The following is a 21,750-nucleotide window of genomic DNA, read 5'->3' as shown; positions in this document are numbered from 1 at the left end:
CATCTCGATATGATATTAAAATTTTTTCATAATTTCAATCACTAAGGATATTCTTACACAATAAAATTGACGTAAAATCCCTTGAATTTTTATATTATATTTCAATAATAATGATAAACTGCGATAAGAAATAAGGCTGTATTATGATGTTTAATATTTATTAAATGCTTTAGTCATATCATTATCTTAAATACTTTTTATTTTATCAGCCTAATTTATAACTATAAATTACATAAATGTTTATTTAATAGCACGAGCTTATACTTCATTAACATAATACCTTAACGATTTAATTGAATTTTTATAAACATTTTTTTATCTATCAAACTGTTACATACAGATTTAAGTACACATAAATGCAAGATATATATTCTACAAAAATATAGCATTACATATGAAATTGTTCGGTCATAATGTTGATTCAATTCTTACACCAGAGGCTAACTATATTGTAACTAGGAAAGCTTTTGTACCCTTTTTAGCAGAGGAATTTCCAGAAATTATATCACTAAACTCTAATCTTAATATTATAAGGGAACTAATTGTAATAAAAGATCATAGATTACAAGGTAACAAAATTCAGATAGGATATAAATATACAATAACCTCTAAAAGCGATGGAAGACTTTCTTCACTTAAAGATTGCAAGAAAATTGTACTTGGTATAAATGCTAAATTAATTAGAAATCTAAATGCTTTGACTAGCGACATTATCTTTTTTGGATTTAAAAAGGAGTTAGAAAAGATATTAATATTGCATGATGTACCAATCATGGCAAAAAATAAAGAAGAGTTATATAATGAAATTTCCAATTATTTATTAAGCTGGGGAATCAATGCAACCTCGATTCCGGCAGAAATTAAGATAGTCCCTAATAATAGGCATTCTAAATCAAAAATCTTAGACATGGATTATGCATTATTCTCCTCTCAACTTTCTAGTAACCTCACTTGAGACCTCTTTAGAAAGTCTTTTGGTCTGCTCAGTAGAACCTATTCTTTTAGTAGTTTCAAGATCTGTAGATAACCTCTTTGTAGTCTCAATAAGCTCGAGTCTTCTAGTTTCCTGTGCCAATTCTTCCATCTTCTTTAATGTCCTAGTAGCTTCTATTAAATTACCTGCATTAACGTCCTCTGAATACTTCTGTAACGTAGAATAATATTCATATTCCATTATAACATCCTTGTTTATACTAGAAATGAAAGTTTGCTGATCTTGAGCAGGCTTTAATGATACGATACTCATTAAAGCGTCTTGTGAATTTTTAGCGGGATCTTCATAATTAACCCTAACTGTCATAAAATTTCCAGAATAGTTTGGAGGTATTATAGTCTCTCCTAATATTTTGATTACACCTTCCGCTGCGTTTATCTTAACAGGTAATGAAGAATAATTTAATAATTTGACAGAAGACTCTGATACTATATTAACTACTATATTTTTACCGGCTATTTTAGTTTTTGCTGCCTTAGGTAGTTTTTCAATAATTTCAGAAGCTTCTTCTATATGATAGAATGTCGAACCCGTTCTATCGCTCAAGATTTTTAAAAGTTCTTCATTATAATCATCACCTATTCCAAAGGAAATCATCTGAACATTCTGAGGAATGTTCATTTTCTCATAAGTCCTTGTATCTGTGACATCTGTCGGATTACCATCAGTAAGTAAAAGAATGTAAGCTGGCATATTGTACTTAGTAGCTATTTTGAAAGCTGTTAATAATGCAGTAAATAATGACGTCTGCCCACCAGCCGTAATGTCTTGAATTTCAGCAGTTAAGTCTAATGGATCAGAATATTCCTTTATAACATTCACGGTACTTGCAAATTTTATAAATGTAACTTTGTTACCTTGAGGGATCTTTTTTAATAAGTCCATTGCACCGTTCTTAGCTTTCTCTATCTTTAACCCTTCCATAGATCCGCTAGTATCAAGCAATATTATATAATGAAATCCTGTAGCAGTGGATATCTTTTCAGGAACTAAAAGTATTTTGAACATCATTCTTACTTCATTTGTAAAGGAACATCTATGACTTACATCTACTCTCAAAGATAGTGTCATCTTATTTCACCTACAGTAATACTTTACAAAAACTTCCCTTATTAAATAGTAGGGCTCCTGCACCTAAACCATGATATCTGCTAGAAAATACTGTAATCACTTTATTATCCATCTCAAACCTAAATGCGTCAACGGCTTCATGACCTCTTATTATTCCTTTTAAGTTATTTCTCTCTAGGAATTTTAAGGTAACATCTCTTCCGTAAAAGTAAGTGCCTTCTCCTCTAACATTAGGAATAAAGCCTTCTAATTCCTCTCTAGGATCGTTCCAAAGCATTTCAAAAGCTATTTCATCATCAGGATTAACATCAGGTCTTTTTAAACTGTTTATCTGTTTTATATCTTCTAAATTCCTTGCTATACCGCCATGGACACAGAAATAACCATCTATGGTTGCAGCGTATGGCATAACTGAGAACATATTAGCAAAATCCTCATAATAATCTCCCATTTTTTCCATTACTTCTCCTTTAAAACCATAAAATTCGTTAGTTAAGGGACTTTCATGGTTACCCCTAAGCATTATTACCTTTTTTGGATTTTCTAACATTTTCCTTAGAATTAACATCAAATTCTCTATTCCTTGAGGTCCTCTATCTACATAGTCACCTAAAAATATGAGCAGGTCTACTTTATCGTATAATTCTCTAAAAACTTCTTCTGTAACATCTAAAGCTCCGTGAGTATCTCCTATAAACGCTACGGTATCTTTATCTGGTAATTCAAGCAGAAGAGGATTAGTCACGAAAAAATCATGAGCTTCGCTAAGTAATTTTAATATATCATTTATTTCACTTTCACTCAACGTCATTACTCTATCACAATTTTTAACATTGTATTACTACCAAGTTTTATTATACTACCCGGAATAATTTCCTGTTTACCCTTCACTGGCTGGAATAATTTACCATCGTACATATAAGTTCCATTAGTACTATTCAAGTCTTCTATATATAATTTACCATTCTCTAGTGAAATTATCGCATGCCTTCTTGAAATTTCTGGATCAGGTATTACGATAACGTTTTCTGGACTTCTTCCTATCGATACGCTTTCAAAAACATCAAAATCTAAAGGCAGTTTACTCTTATTTAACGCTGATACAGGAGTTGCAATAAAGATTATGTAATATTTTCCTGTAGTAGGTTGAGTTTGCAAAACTTGTTGCATACCTTGATCTGGTTGCGATACGGGTTGAGTGACCTGAGACTGCTCTTGGGCAGCTTGAGTTGTAGTATCTGAAGTTTGTTGTTCTAAGGTAGTTGGCTGTGGAATAGATTGGTCAACTGGAGATTGCTGAGACGGAGAATTTTCCATATTTTGGGTTGTAGGCTGTTCAACTGAGGATTGCTGAGTTGGTAAAGTCTCTACATTCTGAGTTGGCTGTCCTTCTGGCGTCGTTTGTTGTGTTTCCGGTTGAATATTCTCAGGTTTCTTTGTACCGCATTGAATACAAAAAAGTGCATCATCAGAATTTTCATATCCACAAACTGGACATTTCCATGTCATACTTAATTACTTATACAAAAACATTAATAAACTCTTTTGCATACATTACTATAGGGTTTTTAAAAATTGACCATATCATTAAAAATTAAAACATCGCATAAATATATTAGCAGAGACGATAAGACCGAAGTCGGACTAATAATTTACATAGTACCTGAAAAATATTCTACTACAGCAAATATAAGATACGTGATCGCAGTCGATAATAGCCCATCAATGAAAGATTATAATAAATTTGATACTGCAGTAAATTCTGCACAAACCCTACTCGCAAATATACCTCAAACTAATAATGTTATTTTAATTTTATTCTCAAATCATCCTGAAATTATTTATAACGGCCCAGGGGGAAGTCCGATCTCCATACCTAGAAAATTTGGAGGGACGACTAGATTACATGAAACGATAAGGAAGATTATTGATATAGCTAGTGATGGAATGCCAACAAAAGCTATACTTTTAACAGATGGTAAGCCCAAAGACAAGACGAATGTAAAAGATTATGAGGCGCTACAACTACCTCCTAATTTAACCTTTATTTCAATAGGAATTGGCAAAGATTACAATGAAGTAATACTTAAGAGAATGTCAGACAGATCGGCTGGAGTATTTTATCATATAGAGGACGTTTCTCAATTACCTAATGTGTTCGAAGAACAAAGAACTACGTCTACTTACGCATTAAACTTAACGCTTAACGTACCTCAAGGATTTTCTTCATTTAATTATGAACCTCCAATATTCATTCCAATAGTAGATAAACTGATTGCAGTTTACGGCACAATAATAATAGATCGCGGAGATTTGCCCGTTAATTTGACTTTTACTGCTAATTACACTGATCCCGTAGATTCTCAACCGAAGGTCCTATCTAGCACAGTTACTCTAGAAAGGAATGAGGATAGTACTGTGAAATCAACAGTAAACTCTGACGTGCTTGCAGAAATTAAGTATTATAGATTATTAAAAGAGTACGCTGACGTGTTAGCTAAAGGTAAAGATACTACCAGATTAATGGCCGAATTAATGCAAACAGCTCAACAAAGCGGAAATCAAGCTTTGGTAGAAGAGACTCAAAAACTTACTGGCCATCCAAAGTCAGATTTATCTGAAGTAACTAAAAAAATGAGATCATGATTTTAGCCCAAGAACTTTCATTTTTCCTCAAAAGAAGAGGAATACATGATATTTATATAAAGAAAGTAAAGAGAAGAGGAAACTCATATTTACAAGACATTGCAGTAAATGTCCTTTTAAAGGACTTGAAATTGAAAGAATTTGATGGACAAGGAAAACTTAAGGCAAAGGAAGAAGGAATTAGGATATTTTCTGGTAAAGGTAATGAAAAAGTTGGATACGAAATCTCTAAAAATGGTAGGGAAAGTATAGAAATAGATTTCCCCAGATTTCCGATTTTTATCATAGATTTATCTTTATGGGATAGGCACTTTGAGGAAGAGAGAAATAGATTATTACTCCAGTTAACATGCTCTATAAATTCAATAAGGAAATATTTATGGGATTATAATTTATCAATAAATAATCCTCCTAGTAACTTCTCGATACCATTTTTAAACAAGATACGACTTAACGTCGTACCAGAGGGAAATACAATAATTCTCAATCCATATGGAGAAATGGAAGCCACAGAAGAACTAATTAGGAATACTCAAACATTCATAATAGGAGGAATTATAGATAGATCTGGCTGGAGGTTTGCTACATATGAAATGGCAAAGATTGCCAAATACGATTTTCCTCACGTTAAAATAGCACTACGAGGATCTACCGTAGGAGTGCCAGATAGAATAAATAAAATTATTGAAATTATATTGCATGTATATAAAGGAGAAAGGTTAGAAAACGCAATTTTAGATTTGCAGTCAAATGCTGACAAGTTTAATAGGTTACTTGTAGAAAAACAGAAGGGTAATCTGAAAGAAGCTATACAATGGTTAAAGCCTAGCGATAAAGTGCTTAGAAGATTAGGAATTCAATCGAATTCTGCTTGAATTTTTTTCTTTCCTTGTAGCAATTTTCTAGGAAATGGTATGTTATTAACTTCCTCTAGCTTTATTCCAGATTTTTTCAATTCATCTACAGCGTTCTTTAAGTCGTCTTCATGAACTGCAAATTTAACCTTATTGACTATTTTACCTAAAGTAGTATCATTAGTCCTAAATCTTTCAGCACTGACTATTTTCCAATTATTTCCTTCTTTATATACAAGAACAATATCTTGAAGATATCCTCTTACTACGTGGGATACACCTGCTATATAATAATTACCAAACTTATATATGGACATAGAAGTAAACTTAATTTTCGAGTATTTAGGAATTACATACATGATAGATCAAGTTATAAAGGCAATAGCCTTAAATCTGGAGAATGGAGAGACAGTTTACGTTGGTTTAAATTCAATCCCTGCAATTTTAGGAGCTTTTATGGCTAGAGATTTCTATGGTAAAAAAATAAGGATTTTAGGAGTTGCGGAAGCTGATAATCCTTCTAATATTAGAATAACACCTTCTACTGGCAGTCCATTTTACGTTGACGACACGCCCGTTTTGCCTACAGCTGAGTCTTTTGATTTAGCCCAAAAAGGCAAATTAGACGTGATGTTCCTTGGTCCCGTGCAAATAGATGAGGAGACAAATGTTAATTTATCAGTAATAGGAGATTATTTTAAACCTAAAGTAAGGCTGCCTGGAGGAGCTGCCACTGCTTATATATTGCCACTAGTTAAAAAGGCCATTTTATGGAATTTAAAGCATAATAAATCTGCGCTAGTGAAAAGAGTTGATTTTGCCACTGGAACGGCTAAATTCTCCAATAATAAAGTTATTGTAATTACTAATCTTGGTGTGTTAGAATATTCTAGGGAAGATAAAAAATGGTATGTTAAATATGCATATCCTTGGAGTAATTTTGATAAAATAAAAGAAAATACAGCATTTGACGTATATAATGCTATACATGATATAATAGATATAAATGAGGAGGAAAAGAAATTTATTAACCTACTGGACCCTAGTAACCTCAGGTCATACCTAGAATACTAAGAATTTTATCGTAATCCGCGTCATATAATGGAAACATACTGGTTGGTTCTGCACCTCTGGGTATTTTTACTACGGCAGTAACATGTTCTGCATAAATATTAGGTTTCCTCTTATAGAAATAACTCCTATCAACAATTTCTTCTGCAGTTATTATTACCTTTTTTGAAGCTCTAGCTTTATACTCATCCTCATATACTGGGCCTTCTATTTCGACATTACCTTCAGCATCTGCTCTATTTACATGAATTATTGTAACGTCCGGAATTATTGCCCTCACTAGGACTATCTTCTCTCCAGAAAATGGATCTTCAGCTATTTTCCATGTGCCTTCTTTTTCGTGAAGTTTAACTAAATCTGAACCAATTATTCCTTTAACTGGCATAAAAGGAGTACCGAAAGCTCCAGCCCTTATTCCAGCAATAAAAGCTCCGCACGTATCTTCTAAAATTTCGATTTCTCCGTTTTCTGCTTTTCTCCTAAAGCTAGGTAACATCCCGAACCATTCTAACGTCGCCATAGCAACTCTGACTTTCTTCAGCATGCTATTTTGTAAAAGAATTTCTAAACCTAATCCTGGCTCTCTATCTACAAAATTTAGATTTCTTATTCCAGATTTTACCATTTCAAAAATAAATCCCATTGGATTTCTATGAATAGACATGCCACTGATTGTTATCGTATCTCCTTCCTTTATCAAATCTAGAGCAGATTTAATATCAGTAAGTTTATTTTCCAAGAATATCACCAAGTTTATTTCTTAATTCTTCTATAGCTTCTCTCTCTTCTAACGTGGATAGATCACCTAATTCCTCATTATTTACGAATGCCCTTAAAACTCTCCTCATTATCTTGCCCGTTCTGGTCTTTGGTAACTTATTAACAAATATAATATAATCAATTACTGCTATTCCACCATAATTTTTCTTAATCTCAGCCATTATTTTATCCCTTAATTCTTCCGATGGAGTAAATCCTTGTTTTAACGAGGCAAAAACTACTAGAACGTTACCTCTTATCTCATCTTTCTTACCTACTACGGCAACGTCTGATATTTCTTGGTTTGAAAGTACAATATTTTCTATTTCTGCAGGACTTAGCCTATGACCTGCAACCTTTATTACATCATCTACTCTGCCTAAAATATATAAATATCCTTCCTCATCAATGTAACCGTAATCTCCTGTTAAGTATACTCCAAACTTTTCGTAATATTTCCTATATCTCTCATCATCTTTCCATAGGGAACTCATAAAAGCCGGAGCCGACGATTTTATTACAATATTACCTTTAGCATTTGGAGGAAGCTCTTTACCTTCATCGTCATAAATGGCTATATCTATTCCAGGTAAAGGATAACCTACTGAACCTTTCTTGTAATACAATCCCCCAATGTAAAATCCCCCAGGAGAAGTTATGAAACCACTATTCTCCGTTTGACCCCAAGTTTCTATAACATAAACTTTATTCGAAGTAATGTCAACTAGCCATTTCCAAGCCTCCTCTCCTAATATTTCTCCTGCGCTAGCTATCATTCTTAACGATGAAATATCGTAATCAATTTTACTGTCGTACCTCATTAGTAGCCTTATTGCAGTAGGTGCAGTCCAAATGTCCGTAACTCTGTAATACTCCACTAATCTCCACCATACTTGAGGATTAGGATAGTCCGGAACTCCTTCATACCAAAGTAAAGTACCGTAATTAAGTAAAGTACCATAAGTGCTGTAAGAATGCCCATTAATCCATCCTATATCTGGAGTTGAAAAGAATGTGGATGTCTCGTCAAAATTCATTAGCCATTTAACATGATAATAAGCCCAAACTGTGTAAGGACCCACAGAATGTACAACACCTTTAGGCTTACCTGTAGTTCCTGAAGTGAACAATATAAAAAGGGGATCTTGAGAATCCATGGGCACTGCTTCAACCTTTTTAGCATCTAACAAATCATAAAAATTATAACCGACTATTTTACCAATTCTTGGCACAGTAATCTTGATTAATTTCAGATCTTTTGTTGCATTTTCTATAACATTCAAGTAGGAAATTTCCTTTCCTCTTCTGTATCCTGCGTCTGCAGTAATAATTGCCCTAGATCCTGCAATTTCTATTCTTTCTCTCAATGCCTTCTCTCCGAACCCTGCAAAGACTATGTTGTGTATTAACCCTATTCTTGCACAAGCTAATATTGATATCATTGCTTCTGGAATCATTGGCATGTAAATAGTAACAACATCACCCTTCTTTAAGCCTAGTTGAGTTAGCGCTCCTGCAAATGAGGATACTAGACTATATAGTTGCTTATAACTTAATGATGCTTTATCACCGTTTTCGCTTTCCCAATATAACGCTACCTTATTACTATTTCTTCTCTTATCCAGAATATTATATGTTATATTAGTTTTACCTCCTTTAAACCAAACATAATAAGGATAATGAGATTCCACAACTTTATCATAAGTCTTGTACCAAAATAATTCGCGAGCTATAGAATCCCAAAAACTTTCTGGATACTTCAAAGAATATTCATGAATTTCTTTCATCTTACTATAAACGGGATTCATAAAATTGTTCTTATTGAGATGAAAATAAACATTATCGTTTTTTCTTTATTAGGTCAATCATCCAGAATCCATCTTTCCAACTTATTTTCTCCACATAAAATTTTATTATAAATTTCATTATATTATCTATAGCTAAGCCGTCATGCAATTTGTCTCTAATTATTACTCTTGTCCTACCTCCAAGCTTCGTTATCCTATAAATTTCTCTCATAATATCATAATCTAGAATTTCATAAACTACTGACGATTTTATGCTACAATCGCGAATTGGAAAAGGAAAAAAGAAAGTCACAAAATCATCAAATATCTTAGCTGAGGAAATAGCCACGTTACCTAGTGTCATTTCAGCTTTGAATTTTTTATCTTCAATTTTTTCGATAATGTGTGAGTCATCTATTATTATATCGTAAATTTGGCCTAGAAAATTTTTCTCTCCATCTAAAAATTTGTTACCTATTAAAATATCTAAATCTATAAAATTTGATATCTTACCATAAGCTAAATTAATTTCTTCCCTTTTGCCATTAAGAACTATAAGATGTTCAGCATTCCATAACGCAGTCGTATTACCCTTAAGGTCTTCTAGTATCCCTACTTTCATAATAACAAATATGTAGATAGAAATAAATATTTTTCTAGGTTCAGAATTCACATTTATTTTATTAAACAGACTTTCTTTGTTGCATAACATTAAAATAATGAAATGTGAAATGATTAAAAATTATTTATAGATATCTTGAATTGCTTTTGAGGCATCAACAATAGATAGTATCCCAACAATATTTCCTTCTGAATCCTTAACTGGCAAATGTCTAATCTTATTTTTAGTCATAATACTTACTGCCTCTGCTATGTCTGTATTAAGATCTACTATTATTAGATTGCCCATAGTAGCTACTACTCTAACTTCGTCTGATGGAGAAAATCCAGAAGCAATAGCTTTCACTGCATCCCTATCAGTGAATATTCCTTTAGGTTCTCCATTATCCGTTACTATAACCGAGCCTATACTTCTCTCTAGCATTAACTTACAAACTTCTTGTAGACTAGTATTTGCCTCCACTTGAAAAACTGGAGTTGTCATATAATCTTTTACAGTCCTCATAAGAGAATATTATTTATTGTTCCCAATAAGCTTTTAGGTTAACAGTCTTAGGCTCTCCGTCGTTCTTTAATAGATCCTCGATAACTTGTTTATAATATTCTTCCGATTGAACTCCTCTAATTAACCATTTATCATTAATCAGAATTGCTGGTACGCCGTGAATTCCCATTGCATGAGCCTCTTCTTCGTCTTGTATTACTGCTAATTTTGCCTTTTTTGACTTGAAATCGTCTTTAAATCTTTCTACATCAAGTCCTACTTCTTTGGCTATCTCTATTAAAACATCATCTGAAGTTACATCTTCTCCTTCAAAGAATAACTTATCTTGAGCCCTCTTATAGTATTCCCAGTGACCTTCATCCCCTCTTTGAAATTCTGCAGCTTTACAAGCCATTTGAGGTGGAAGAGACCAGATATAACCTATCTTTCCTTTGTCTATTACTTTTCCAGGATCATAATCTGGAATATATTTTTTTAATATAGAGAATTCATTTTTAAATAATTCTCTAGCCTCCTCTACTGTTGGTGCAATATCTTTCAAATCATCAAGAGACGATATCATCATAAACGACTTATGCCTAACAGTAACTTGATCTTTGTAATCTTTTGCTACATTCATTAGCCTTCTAGTTGCAATAAAGCAATAAGGGCATAATACGTCATGAAAGAATTTTATCTCTATCATTTTATCTAAGATTAAAAACAATAGTTTTTAACATTAGCTTAGATGTTAACGGTAATGATTAGTTCTTATTAAAATCTTTGAAATAAAGGTTTTTTATTTGGGCTATAATAATATAAATTGAGGCTAAATAATTATGTTAGTAAAGGACGTTATGTCTCAAGATGTAATAAAAGTTGATAAAAATACTAAAATCTATGATGCCTTAAATATAATGATTAGAAATAATATAAGAAGACTTGTAGTTGAATCTGATGGAATAATTACTATGAGAGATATTGTATATAATTGGAATAAAATTGATGATACTGTGGATAAAATAATGTCTTCTGATCTACAATTCATAGAGAAAAACGCAGATTTAAAAGAAGCATGCAGAATAGTTACTTCAAAGGGTATAGGATCTCTAATAGTAGGTAATGGAGATGCCATTGAAGGTATAATAACTGAAAGAGATTTAATAAGGTACTGCAAAGCGGATATATATTCCTTAGTACAAGATATCATGAATAAAGATCCATTGATAGTTTCAGTTGATACTACTATAACTGAAGTAGTAGATTTTATGAAACAAAAATACGTTAGACATGCAATAATAGCTTGCAATAACTTACCTTGTGGCATCATTTCTACTAAAGATATAGGTAAAGCGTTATTAGCTAAGAAAGACTTGGCAAAAACAGAAGTTTCTGGATTTATGTCAAATAATGTGTTTAAAGTGTTTCCTGACGATAAAATAGAAACTGCAAGAATGTTAATGGCTGAAAATAATATAGGATTTTTACCTGTAACTGATGCAAAGGAAATATTAGGTAGCGTTAGCGAAAGGGAAATTCTTGCAGTCTTATCTATTTAATTTTTTACCTATCCACGAAAGAAGAAGAAAAGCTTATAAGTGAAAAAATACATCATTATGGAATAAGTGAGAAGAAATGGAAGACTTCAGAAAAATCTTTGAAGGCCTTGCATACACAATAATTGAAGACGATGAAGCCTCAATAGTGTTGCTAGAAGGAAAACCTATAGCAGCATCTTGTATAGAGCATGGAAACCACGATCTGTTAGATCTAAATTGTCCGCATGTAGAAAAGCTATTGAAAAAAGTTTTTTCTTAAACGCCCGCCACTACAGCTATTTCTATTAAAACATCTTTAGGTAATTTTGAAACCTCTACTGTAACTCTTGCTGGTGGGCTATCTTTAAAATAATTAGAATAAACCTCATTAAAACCCTGAAAATCATTCATGTTTTTGAGATACACGAAACTCATTACAACTTTATCTAAGCTTGAGCCTGCCGCCTCTAATATCGCCTTGATGTTCTCTAAAACTTGGGTAGTTTGCTCTTTTATTCCGCCAGAAATTACATTATTAGTCTTAGGATCTATAGGGATTTGGCCAGACACAAATATTGAATTATTTATCTTAACTGCTTGAGAATAAGGACCTATAGGCTTTGGGGCCTTTTCAGAGTAGATTATTTCTTTCATCGAATACATTATTAATATAATATGCTAATTATTTTTAACGCATTTTCGGAAATCTTGTCAATTAAATTATAGCTTTTAAAAGGTAAGTAAGGATATCCGCTACCATAAATTAACCTTCTCCTAGGTATTCCATTTAAGAACTCCTCAGGAACTCCGGAAGTTTCAAAAAATACACGATTAAAATTAAGCAACTTATATACAATTTTCTCTTGAGGATAGTAAGAACCTAATATTACAAAATTGAGCCGAGGAAATTGTTTTACTTTCTCGGTTATATCTTGCTTAGTTTTTATAAATATTGGTAATTCATACTTTTCTGCAAATTCAAGAATTTTGTCCATTTCGTTTATACTGTATCCGTGCTTATCCGGAGTTAGCACTATACCTTCTATTCCTTTTTCATATTGCCTCTTTAGCTCAACTTCTAAAGGAACTCTACATCTGGGATTATACATACCAAGTAAACGGTATTTCGTTTTACTTTCTTTTTTATCTTTAAGCCAAAGATATTGTTGATAAAATCCATCTACACAGCATTGGCACGAATATTTATATGCAGGATTTAATAAAATAATATCAAACCCAGGTATTTCTTTAGCGTTTACCCATTTTATTCCCAGATGTTGATGAACGTCTATTCTCACAATTAAATTAATACTTCTTCTGGTATATTATATTCTGTTATAGCTATATCTCTCAAATCTCTCGCAATCTCTTCCATAGTTATTTCACCTCTTAATCCTTTCAATACTATATCTTTAAACTCGTCTGGAACATAATCCATTCTAGGATCTACTGCATAAAAGTCCTTTAATACTTGTTCCCTCTTTGAAGGATTCATTACTGCATCTTCTAATTCTCTTTCCAGCCATTCAGGAAATGGGAAATTGTTTGTTAATGATGCATAAAGTGAAACTGTAAAGGAATAAATATCCATTTCTGTTGACGCCCTTTGTCCGAATCTCTGTAATGGATGTGCATAATACGGAGTGTAATGAATTACGGAAGTACCTATCTTTACTGCACTACCTAAATCAGAAAGTTTAGGAGTTACTTGCTCTTTTTCTAAAGCTTCCAGAGCTTCTTCTCCGTAATTAGGAAGTGGATTAGTAAAGAGTATATTAGAAGGTTTAATGTCGCAATGAATATATCCTTCTTTATGAACAGTTATAATTGCTCTAGCTAATTTGGAAAATATTACAGATACTACTTGAGGCCAAACAACTGAATGCCTTAATGTTGAGTATTCATCTTTTGCTAGTACTTCCCTTAGGTCACCCCCTCCCATGTATTCCATTACAATTGCAGGAGGAGAGCTATAATAGTCTACCCAGTTTTCATCAATGAAATTTGCCAAAATTCTGACAAGATACTTAGAATTCTTTGAAATCTCTTGCATTTTTGCAACTTCATTTAACATTTCATCGAAATTATATTCCTTCTTCATAATTTTCATTGCATATTTTTTGTCCAGTCTTTCAACTAATAAAACGTAACCCATTCCTCCAGTTCCTAAAACCCGCTTTACTTCATACCCGTATATAACATAACCTATCCATTGTTCTGGATAGAAATCTTTAGGCGAATAGAGTACTCCAGGCTTAACCTTTTCACATGCTTCCACAATACCTTCCTTGCACGCATAGAGAAAATCTTTTTCTGCTTCATTTTTAGCGTTTAAGTTCTCCAAAGCTAATCCTCTTAAAAATGCAGAGCCTGCAGTTCTGCGTATTTTTTCTGCTTCATCTATTATTTTTAATCCATCCATAAACTTACCGGCCTTTATATATGCATTTGCTAACATTAGCAAGTTATGATAAGATCTACTCCTCTTTAATGCTTCTTCAAAGATTTTTACTGCTTCTACAGGGTTCTTCTTAATAGAATACCACCCTAATTTTAAAACAGGGGCATCATACGTTGGTAGAATTGAGAGTGCGTTATATAGAAGTTTAACATTGCCCGTAGCTTCGTACTCTTCTATAATTTTATCTACTTTTCTCCTTAATTTTTCCTCTAAAATTTTATATCTTTCCTCAGAGAAAAATGAATATATCTTTAAAGCCTCAAGTTCTTCCCCTATTTTCTCATAGCATTCTGCGGCAGCTAAAGATTCTTCAGGATATTTTTTATCTAGCTTTACATATAATGAGACAGCTTCATTACATTTTCCTAATTTAGATAAGCCTATTATTGCTTGCCTAATTACTTCATCGTCAGAAGAATATTTTGAGAGCGCATACTGTATAACATCATAATTATCCATTGCTTCCAATAGTTTTCTCTTACTACCATTCATAATTACTTTTCCTTTTATAATCGAATAATATCCATTAAGTACAAGGTTACTAACGTTACCTAAGAGTAAACATAAAGATTCATTAGACTCAAATAAATATCCTAAATCACCTACTTTCAAAATTAGCTTACCATCAAAAATTATCTTAGAACAGTCATAAATAGGGAACTTAGATATCTTTATTTTATCGCCATCGATACTTGTCAAATAACCTATTATATTATCCTTAACTTTTAACTTACCAAAGTACTCCTCAATTCTACCATCATTGAATACATACTTTTTATTACCATCAGTAAATGCAAACTGCACGATTAATTTGATTTCGGTATAACTCTTTTTAAATTTCGGCTTAATAATACATTCCATCTTTTAGATGTGGATTTCTCAATGAATAAAGAGGACGCAACATTATATAGTATTACAAAATGAATAAGTAATTTTTAGATATCAAGTTATATTGTAGATATATGCTAAAGCACTTAGAATACACAAGACATAGTATGACAGAACCTTTAGTTACTGTATATTTATACAAAAAAGTTGAAGATGGCAAAATAGTCTCTGCGTTCAGAATTATGGTATATAAAGATACTATAATATCCATATACGAAGACGACAAACTGCAGGGCGGAGTCATATCGGATGTAGAGAATGGTGGTATGGATAAAGCTTATGAAGTAGTAAAGAAATACTATGATGATAATACTGATGATATGATAATTTACGGAGAAAAAGATCTTGTAGATCAATTGCTAGAAAAATTTGATCAAAAATGAAACTTTTATTAAAAATAACTATTAGCTGGATACTTTGGGGAATAGGATTTTATTTGTATTATCCTTTTCTCTCTATATTCCTAGTCAGATATATAAGACCTTCAGAACTAGGATTCTTCTATCTTATAACACTAATATTTTCGTTACCTTTACCATATATCGGAGGAAAAATTAACAAAAAAATTGGAGAAAAATACAGCATTTTTATAGGAATGAGTATTTCGGGTTTGGGAATTCTATTATTTCCTTTTGCAAATTCTGCGATTTCACTTTATGTCTTTATGACCATGTATAACTCCTTCTATATAGCTTTACCAGCTTTTTACGAATTAATGGATACAGAAGGAAAGGGCACTATATCAAAAGTTTGGGCTATATCAGTATTACCGTCAATATTTATGCCGTCTATAGGAGGATTAATTTCGCAGTACTTAGGGTTTACTTATCTTTTTATACTATCTTCAATTTTCATTATTCTAACGTCTTTTCCGTTATTTACTCAAAAAGAGATTAAAAACGAATGCCAAAAAATTACACCTTCTTTAATAATTTCTCTAATTATAATTCCCATAGCTCTATCTGGTCAATTTATATATTTAGTAGCAAAAGAAATGTATAATTTGAGCTATACGTTAATAGGAATTATAGCTACATTTGCAGAATTGTTAGGCAGCGTTGTAGCTTTTACTTCATCTTTTATTTCAAATAAAAGAGCAATTAACATTTCCCTTCTTCTGTTTTCTTTACAATCATTAATAATATTCTCCCCTTATTTTTCTATTTTCTATGGATTATGGGAATCGTTACTTCCTTTATCTTTATCCTTATCTAAGAAGGACTACGTTTCTGCAGTAACTATGCAGATATTAGGTTGGATATTAGGATATTTAATTGCGTCAATTTCGCAAACCCCTAAATATGACATTTTTTTATCGTCTATTATATCGCTAATTGTCCTCGCTATTTTAAATTTTAGAAAATCGCATACTGCATAAAAAACTCTTCTACATAAGTCTTCATATTAACTGTTTAAATTATATTGCGACAAAATATTTCATGTGAATATAACTCAGCTAGTAATTTTGACAAACTTAGCAGAAGGAGAACTTAGTATAAAAGAGCTTGCAGAATACACAGGCATCCCTAAAAAGAGTATAATAAAGGCAATGAAGAGTTTAGAAAATAAAGGATATGTAGAAAAAAGAGCAATAATAGGTAGAGATATAATATTTTCAATAACCGAAGAGGGATTGGAGGAACTTTACAAATATTATCTATTTATTAAGAAGTTAATAGAAGATATGGAGTTTACATTATGCAGTAGATTCGATTGTTAGAACCAGGATAATAAATTATATAACATCTTTACAAATTTCTCCTTATTAATTTCGTAAACCACGTTAACATTCGGCTCTTTTCCTAAGATCCTAAGGTAATCTATAACAGTCATTCCCCTAGTTAAACAATCGCAGTTCTCTATATCAACATATTGTTTCTCCACATTTGTTACTATGGTATTATCTATAGCTATTGCGGTAGTTATTAAGTCAGGATGAGGATTACCATTCATTTTCTGTTTAGTCATAGCAAAATTTCTATAATGAGTATAAATATCTATATAAAATGAAGAAAGTTTAGTATTTATAGATTTTATTCTCTCCCATTCCTCGTTGTTTATAGTATATTTTGTAATTAAATCCCATGCGATCATAGTTAGATCCATGCCAGAATGAAATACCACCTTTGCAGCATCAGGATCAACCCAAATATTATATTCCGCTACTGGTGTAATATTACCTCTACCATATATTGTACCACCCATAATCCAGACCTTCTTTATTTTTTCGGCTATGCTCTTATCTTTCAAGTAGGCTAAAGCTAAGTTAGTTAAAGGAGAAATAGCTAGAAATTCTAACTCCCCGGCATACATGTCTGCAAGCTCAATTATTGCGTCTATTGCGTGTTTATTACTAGGCTTTAACTTAGCGGGCTTAGCAATTTTATCTCCTATACCTCCTTTGCCGTGAACGTTTTCCACTGTTCTATAATCCTTGACAAGAGGTCTCTGACTACCTGGATAAACTGGGATTTCCTTACCTATAAATTCTAAAGCCCATAATGCATTATTTACCTCTTGCTCGAAACTTATATTTCCTTCAACTATCGTTATTCCTTCAACTGAAAAGCCGTATCTTAAAAGCATAAAAAAGCTCATTATATCGTCTTCTGCTGTATCACAATCTATTACAAAATGACGTGTCATGTAAAACACTATGCGAATATGTTCTTTAAGTCTAATATCCTTTTTAGCTTCAAATAAACCTTCTGAATATCATCGTGCTCATAATAGTTCAACTTCTTTAAAGACTCTTCGTCTGCTACATAGAATTTACTAAGCCTTGAACCTACTACTGTATATGCGTAAATTGGTTCAGTTTCTTTTATAGAATTTACAAAGTCTTCGATTGTAGGAGTATTAACATAATATCCGTTCTTATTGCTCTCTTCGATAGTGGCTACTCCCTCATCTTTTGAAAACCCGTGTATTTCTGTTTCAAAGTCATAAGTAGCATGAATAGTATATTTTCCATCATATTCGACAAGCATCGCTAAAGGTTTAATATGCATTAATCTATTAACGTAAGTTATAACCTCGTCAGTCTTACTAAAGGATTTCTCGAAAGTAAAAACCTTAGTAGGCTTTGGGAATAATCTCAATCTTGCCTCATATATTGCACCTAGCCTTCCTTTACTACCTATTATAATTTTCCATGAAATTTTACCAAAAGGAGTAATAAAAACGGCCTTATCCGTAAAATCGTACGGTTTGCCATAACGGGTAGAAAGAGGAGAGAATTCGTTATTAGCTAAAAGCCCGCCTACGCTCCCGTCGTATAAACAAGGCAGTAACAATCCGTTCTCTGAAGCCTCTTCTCTAATTTTATTCACTGAAGCTCCGGCATAAGCTTCAACATAGCCTCTCTTGTCAATTTTATACTCATCTATATTAATTTTTAGTAAAATATCTGTTTTTCTCTGAACAGAATGCTTACCATAACCTATAATCATAACTTTCTTTCCACTCAAATAAGCGTCCTTAATAGCCCCATACAATTCCTTCTCATTATAGACTTCCATCACTTAGTCTCTTGATTAAAAAACCTTATAATACTTAAGCCCCTTAAGATTTTATGCCACTTGTAGGAGTTATAATGGGAAGTAAATCTGATTGGGAATATATGAAGGAAGCTGTAGACATATTAAAATCGTTTGGAGTTAATTATGAAGTAAAAGTTGTCTCAGCTCATAGAACTCCAGAGTTCATGGTAGATTATGCAAAGACTGCAAGATCTAGAGGAATAGAAGTAATAATAGCTGGAGCAGGAGGGGCTGCTCATTTACCTGGGATGACTGCATCTTTAACTACTCTCCCAGTAATAGGCGTTCCTATTCCTTCTAAGAATCTTAATGGGTTGGATTCACTTTTGTCCATTGTTCAAATGCCTTACGGAGTTCCAGTAGCAACTGTAGCCATAGGAGGAGCTAAAAATGCTGCATTGTTGGCAATTAAGATCCTCTCAATAAAGTATAGAGATTTAGAAGAAAAGTTAAATAAATTTGTAGAAGATATGAAGAACGATGTCCTATCAACGTCTATCCAAGCTTAAAATCGGAATATTAGGAGCTGGACAATTAGGCTGGATGCTAATATTAGAAGGAAGAAAATTTCCCTTTGAATTTTACGTGCTCGGCGATAAAGATGAACCTGCATGTAAAATTGCCGATAAATGCTTCTCAGAAGATCTATATAAAGAACTCGTAGATTCGTCAGATGTAGTAACATTTGAGTTTGAACATGTTAGTGAAAAAGCTTTAGATTATGCTGAAGAAAAGGGAAAGCTGTATCCTAAGATCAATTCAGTTGAATTAAAAAGGGAAAGATATAAGGAAAAGGAGTTCTTGAGAGATCACGGTTTCCCAGTACCTAGATTTTACGTAGCTAATAATGGAGAAGAAGCGCTAGAAATATTGAAGAATGAATTCAATAACGAAGGAGTTTTAAAGCAGTCTAAAGGAGGCTACGATGGAAAAGGCCAGTATTTTATACATAGAGATGTGGACAAATATCAATTTATAAAAGAAATGAAGTGTAAATTCGTAGTAGAGGAGTATGTAAAATTTGATTTTGAAGCTTCTATAATTGCCACAAGAAGTAAGAGAGATTTTAAGGCATTTATACCAACGTTTAACTATAATGAGAAGGGAATTTTAGTCTACAACTATGGTCCGTACTATAATGAAAAAATGATTGAGATTGCAGAGAAGCTTACTAAGGAATTAGATTATATAGGTACAATAGGTATTGAATTTTTTGTCAGAAATAATGAGGTTTTAATAAACGAGATAGCACCTAGAGTCCATAATACTGGACATTATACATTAGACGGAGCAGAAACTTCTCAATTCGAGCAACATATAAGGGCAATAGCTGACTTAGATTTAGGATCTACAAGAATACTTTCTCCTTCCGGAATGGTAAATATATTGGGAACAGGAGAAGTCCCTAAAGACGTCTTAAAGTTTGGTGAGGTATATTGGTATGGGAAAAACGAAGTTAGAAAAAGAAGAAAAATGGGGCACATAAACGTCTTAGGAGAAAGTTTAGAAGAAGTAAAAGAAAAAATTGATAATATTATGAAGCTAATATATCCTCAAGGATTAGACTTATGAAGTTTAATTTTAAAATTTGGATAGAAGACGATAAAGGAAATTCCATACTAGGTAAAGGTGGAGCCGAACTAGTAAAAGAAATAATTAATACTGGTTCTATTTCTAAAGCTGCTGAAAATCTTAATTTATCATACAAATTCGCTTGGGAATATGTAAGAAAAATTGAATCAGAAATTGGAGGAATAGAGATGAAGAAAGGCGGTAAGAATGCTGGAGGAACTGTAGTCTCGGATAAAGTACAAGAAATACTCAAAATTTATGAAGAAGCAATGAATGAAGTTTCTGCAGTGCTTGATAAATACTCTAAGAAGTTAAATGACATTAAAGGATAGCTCTAGCAACTTCTTAGAATTCCTATATCTCCAGTGATCTAGTTTTATTTCTCCAATTTCTCTTGTATTACTTACATGTTGTTTATTACATGCATTTATGTTCCAGCCTGGAATTATTACAATATAAAGTTCATTTACTTCTGTAGGAATTGGAAATAAATCATAAATCTCATCTCCGTATTTTTTCTCTGCTTCTTCCCTAGATAATTTTTCAATAATAAAAGGCAAGCCTTCGTTTATTCTATTTTGTGCTTCTACAAATATTCTATTGATTTCCTCCTCAGTAGGCTTCCTTTCAAACTGAACAGTCAATCTACCATGAGGACCATTAACATAAGTACTTGCAGTCCACTTCGCTCCTAAGACCTTTTTTGTAGCACCTTTCAAAACATGTAAAGCGCTGTGAGTTTTAATTTCTATCATTACTTCTCATCTATTGCTTTTATTCCACTCTTTATGAAATCCTCTACCACTTTTTCCGGTTCCTTAGCTTTCATTACTGCACTTGCTACACCTATTCCGTCTGCACCTAATTTTACTGCAGTATATACATCATTGCCACTGCTTATTCCTGCTCCTGCAATAAGGAAAACTCCTGGAACTTTAGAAATTTCTTTTACGGCATTAGTTATTACTTCAGGTTTAGCTTTGGACACAGAAATTCCGGAACCTATTAATTCTGGAGGCTCAATTAAAATTGCAGTAGGTTTTAATAAAGCCATAGGTTCTACTAGTTCATATCTATCTATACATACGACAGATTCTAAACCTAGTTTATCTAATCTATGTAAAGAATCGTGTATCTCGTCTGCTCTTATCCTTTTTTCACTATGGTTTAACAATGTGCCTTTAGCTCCTGCTTCTTTTATCATTTCGGGTAATAATGAACCCGTATGGGCTCCAAGAGGATATGAATCTACGTGTTGAGCATAAATAGGTAACGATAACTCTTGAGAAAGAATGGATATCATAGTAGCAGGAACTGATAAGATTACTTCAGTTGAGTATTCCATGGACACTTTTTCTATTCTTTTTGCAATATCTATGCTCTTCTTTCCAAATGAGTTCTCGTAAGCCTTGAAATTTATTAATATTATTGGCTTTTTCATAAGATTAGAGGGGACAGCTTA

28 protein-coding genes are annotated in these 21,750 nt (G+C 32.5%); 12 read left to right on the top strand and 16 right to left on the bottom strand.

Going from position 1 to position 21,750, the window contains the following annotated elements; all coding sequences use genetic code 11:
• Window positions 1-394 precede the first annotated feature (394 nt).
• Window positions 395-955 carry a hypothetical protein gene (locus HS5_RS11575; protein ID WP_236751529.1) on the top strand — a complete coding sequence of 187 codons (561 nt, stop codon included), beginning with the start codon at window positions 395-397 and terminating at the stop codon, window positions 953-955.
• Here HS5_RS11575 and HS5_RS11570 read toward each other — a convergent pair.
• The 3 genes from HS5_RS11570 to HS5_RS11560 are packed head-to-tail and all read right to left on the bottom strand — an operon-like array spanning window position 920 to window position 3,574.
• Window positions 920-2,065, bottom strand: coding sequence for a VWA domain-containing protein (locus tag HS5_RS11570; RefSeq protein ID WP_236751528.1), 1,146 nt, complete (start codon window positions 2,063-2,065; stop codon window positions 920-922). The two genes, HS5_RS11575 and HS5_RS11570, sit on opposite strands and share 36 nt — an antisense overlap.
• Before the next feature lie 10 nt (window positions 2,066-2,075).
• Window positions 2,076-2,876, bottom strand: a complete 801-nt coding sequence (locus tag HS5_RS11565; RefSeq protein ID WP_236751527.1) for a metallophosphoesterase — start codon at window positions 2,874-2,876, stop codon at window positions 2,076-2,078.
• Entirely contained in the window at window positions 2,876-3,574 is a 699-nt protein-coding gene (locus HS5_RS11560) for an FHA domain-containing protein (RefSeq protein WP_236751526.1), read from the bottom strand. Before HS5_RS11560 ends, HS5_RS11565 begins: the two co-directional genes overlap by 1 nt.
• A 66-nt stretch (window positions 3,575-3,640) precedes the next feature.
• On the opposite strand from HS5_RS11560, the gene HS5_RS11555 reads away from it, so the two are divergent.
• A complete protein-coding gene (locus HS5_RS11555) occupies window positions 3,641-4,711 on the top strand; it encodes a VWA domain-containing protein (protein WP_236751525.1) in 1,071 nt (356 codons plus the stop codon).
• Window positions 4,708-5,586: a tRNA (adenine(9)-N1)-methyltransferase Trm10 gene (gene trm10 / locus HS5_RS11550; protein ID WP_236751524.1), complete on the top strand. Its 879-nt coding sequence runs from the start codon at window positions 4,708-4,710 to the stop codon at window positions 5,584-5,586. The genes HS5_RS11555 and trm10 overlap by 4 nt, the downstream gene beginning before the upstream one ends.
• Here the strand turns inward: trm10 and HS5_RS11545 are convergent.
• Window positions 5,568-5,882, bottom strand: a complete 315-nt coding sequence (locus tag HS5_RS11545; RefSeq protein WP_236751523.1) for a hypothetical protein — start codon at window positions 5,880-5,882, stop codon at window positions 5,568-5,570. The genes trm10 and HS5_RS11545 overlap by 19 nt on opposite strands.
• On the opposite strand from HS5_RS11545, the gene HS5_RS11540 reads away from it, so the two are divergent.
• The gene (locus HS5_RS11540) at window positions 5,875-6,639 is read left to right on the top strand and encodes a CoA-transferase (RefSeq protein WP_236751522.1); all 765 of its coding nucleotides are present in this window, start codon (window positions 5,875-5,877) and stop codon (window positions 6,637-6,639) included. The genes HS5_RS11545 and HS5_RS11540 overlap by 8 nt on opposite strands.
• On the opposite strand, the gene HS5_RS11535 is transcribed toward HS5_RS11540, so the two are convergent.
• From HS5_RS11535 to HS5_RS11515, 5 genes are all read right to left on the bottom strand, one after another.
• Complete coding sequence (locus HS5_RS11535; protein WP_236751521.1) at window positions 6,617-7,375, bottom strand: CoA-transferase; 759 nt, start codon at window positions 7,373-7,375, stop codon at window positions 6,617-6,619. The two genes, HS5_RS11540 and HS5_RS11535, sit on opposite strands and share 23 nt — an antisense overlap.
• Window positions 7,365-9,203, bottom strand: coding sequence for an AMP-binding protein (locus HS5_RS11530; protein WP_236751520.1), 1,839 nt, complete (start codon window positions 9,201-9,203; stop codon window positions 7,365-7,367). Before HS5_RS11530 ends, HS5_RS11535 begins: the two co-directional genes overlap by 11 nt.
• A gap of 31 nt (window positions 9,204-9,234) precedes the next feature.
• Window positions 9,235-9,804, bottom strand: a complete 570-nt coding sequence (locus HS5_RS11525; RefSeq protein WP_236751519.1) for a hypothetical protein — start codon at window positions 9,802-9,804, stop codon at window positions 9,235-9,237.
• Between the two features lie 120 nt (window positions 9,805-9,924).
• Window positions 9,925-10,308, bottom strand: coding sequence for a CBS domain-containing protein (locus tag HS5_RS11520; protein ID WP_236751518.1), 384 nt, complete (start codon window positions 10,306-10,308; stop codon window positions 9,925-9,927).
• Window positions 10,309-10,321: 13 nt separating this feature from the next.
• A complete protein-coding gene (locus tag HS5_RS11515) occupies window positions 10,322-10,993 on the bottom strand; it encodes a DsbA family protein (RefSeq protein WP_236751517.1) in 672 nt (223 codons plus the stop codon).
• A 133-nt stretch (window positions 10,994-11,126) separates the two neighbouring features.
• On the opposite strand from HS5_RS11515, the gene HS5_RS11510 reads away from it, so the two are divergent.
• Both HS5_RS11510 and HS5_RS11505 read left to right on the top strand, forming a co-directional pair.
• Window positions 11,127-11,846, top strand: coding sequence for a CBS domain-containing protein (locus tag HS5_RS11510; RefSeq protein ID WP_236751516.1), 720 nt, complete (start codon window positions 11,127-11,129; stop codon window positions 11,844-11,846).
• Window positions 11,847-11,922: 76 nt separating this feature from the next.
• The gene (locus HS5_RS11505; RefSeq protein WP_236751515.1) at window positions 11,923-12,105 is read left to right on the top strand and encodes a hypothetical protein; all 183 of its coding nucleotides are present in this window, start codon (window positions 11,923-11,925) and stop codon (window positions 12,103-12,105) included.
• On the opposite strand, the gene HS5_RS11500 is transcribed toward HS5_RS11505, so the two are convergent.
• From HS5_RS11500 to HS5_RS11490, 3 genes are read right to left on the bottom strand one after another with little or no spacing between them, the layout of a single operon-like run.
• A complete protein-coding gene (locus tag HS5_RS11500; RefSeq protein WP_236753563.1) occupies window positions 12,102-12,479 on the bottom strand; it encodes a RidA family protein in 378 nt (125 codons plus the stop codon). The two genes, HS5_RS11505 and HS5_RS11500, sit on opposite strands and share 4 nt — an antisense overlap.
• An 11-nt stretch (window positions 12,480-12,490) precedes the next feature.
• Complete coding sequence (locus tag HS5_RS11495; protein WP_236751514.1) at window positions 12,491-13,123, bottom strand: amidohydrolase family protein; 633 nt, start codon at window positions 13,121-13,123, stop codon at window positions 12,491-12,493.
• A 2-nt stretch (window positions 13,124-13,125) separates the two neighbouring features.
• On the bottom strand, window positions 13,126-15,090 hold the full coding sequence (locus tag HS5_RS11490; protein ID WP_236751513.1) for a protein kinase: 1,965 nt from the start codon (window positions 15,088-15,090) through the stop codon (window positions 13,126-13,128).
• 158 nt (window positions 15,091-15,248) lie between these two features.
• On the opposite strand from HS5_RS11490, the gene HS5_RS11485 reads away from it, so the two are divergent.
• From HS5_RS11485 to HS5_RS11475, 3 genes are all read left to right on the top strand, one after another.
• Window positions 15,249-15,557 carry a hypothetical protein gene (locus HS5_RS11485; protein WP_236751512.1) on the top strand — a complete coding sequence of 103 codons (309 nt, stop codon included), beginning with the start codon at window positions 15,249-15,251 and terminating at the stop codon, window positions 15,555-15,557.
• Window positions 15,554-16,552, top strand: coding sequence for an MFS transporter (locus HS5_RS11480; protein ID WP_236751511.1), 999 nt, complete (start codon window positions 15,554-15,556; stop codon window positions 16,550-16,552). The genes HS5_RS11485 and HS5_RS11480 overlap by 4 nt, the downstream gene beginning before the upstream one ends.
• A 63-nt stretch (window positions 16,553-16,615) precedes the next feature.
• Window positions 16,616-16,894, top strand: a complete 279-nt coding sequence (locus HS5_RS11475) for a helix-turn-helix domain-containing protein (protein WP_236751510.1) — start codon at window positions 16,616-16,618, stop codon at window positions 16,892-16,894.
• Here HS5_RS11475 and HS5_RS11470 read toward each other — a convergent pair.
• Both HS5_RS11470 and HS5_RS11465 read right to left on the bottom strand, forming a co-directional pair.
• The gene (locus HS5_RS11470) at window positions 16,891-17,820 is read right to left on the bottom strand and encodes a nucleoside hydrolase (RefSeq protein WP_236751509.1); all 930 of its coding nucleotides are present in this window, start codon (window positions 17,818-17,820) and stop codon (window positions 16,891-16,893) included. The genes HS5_RS11475 and HS5_RS11470 overlap by 4 nt on opposite strands.
• A gap of 8 nt (window positions 17,821-17,828) precedes the next feature.
• Complete coding sequence (locus tag HS5_RS11465; RefSeq protein ID WP_236751508.1) at window positions 17,829-18,695, bottom strand: FAD-binding protein; 867 nt, start codon at window positions 18,693-18,695, stop codon at window positions 17,829-17,831.
• 53 nt (window positions 18,696-18,748) lie between these two features.
• Here HS5_RS11465 and purE point away from each other — a divergent pair, with 53 nt between their 5' ends.
• The 3 genes from purE to HS5_RS11450 are packed head-to-tail and all read left to right on the top strand — an operon-like array spanning window position 18,749 to window position 20,620.
• Window positions 18,749-19,225 (top strand): 5-(carboxyamino)imidazole ribonucleotide mutase, encoded by a 477-nt coding sequence (gene purE, locus HS5_RS11460; RefSeq protein ID WP_236751507.1) that lies wholly within the window; start codon window positions 18,749-18,751, stop codon window positions 19,223-19,225.
• Entirely contained in the window at window positions 19,197-20,288 is a 1,092-nt protein-coding gene (locus HS5_RS11455; protein WP_236751506.1) for a 5-(carboxyamino)imidazole ribonucleotide synthase, read from the top strand. The genes purE and HS5_RS11455 overlap by 29 nt, the downstream gene beginning before the upstream one ends.
• Window positions 20,285-20,620 (top strand): LysR family transcriptional regulator, encoded by a 336-nt coding sequence (locus tag HS5_RS11450; protein ID WP_236751505.1) that lies wholly within the window; start codon window positions 20,285-20,287, stop codon window positions 20,618-20,620. Before HS5_RS11455 ends, HS5_RS11450 begins: the two co-directional genes overlap by 4 nt.
• On the opposite strand, the gene HS5_RS11445 is transcribed toward HS5_RS11450, so the two are convergent.
• Window positions 20,600-21,043 carry an alanyl-tRNA editing protein gene (locus tag HS5_RS11445; RefSeq protein ID WP_236751504.1) on the bottom strand — a complete coding sequence of 148 codons (444 nt, stop codon included), beginning with the start codon at window positions 21,041-21,043 and terminating at the stop codon, window positions 20,600-20,602. The genes HS5_RS11450 and HS5_RS11445 overlap by 21 nt on opposite strands.
• Entirely contained in the window at window positions 21,043-21,729 is a 687-nt protein-coding gene (gene tpiA, locus HS5_RS11440; RefSeq protein WP_236751503.1) for a triose-phosphate isomerase, read from the bottom strand. Before tpiA ends, HS5_RS11445 begins: the two co-directional genes overlap by 1 nt.
• Window positions 21,730-21,750: the final 21 nt, after the last annotated feature.

The organism is Acidianus sp. HS-5 (assembly GCF_021655615.1).
GTDB lineage: Archaea > Thermoproteota > Thermoprotei_A > Sulfolobales > Sulfolobaceae > Acidianus.
This window is presented reverse-complemented; position numbering and strand designations above follow the sequence as displayed.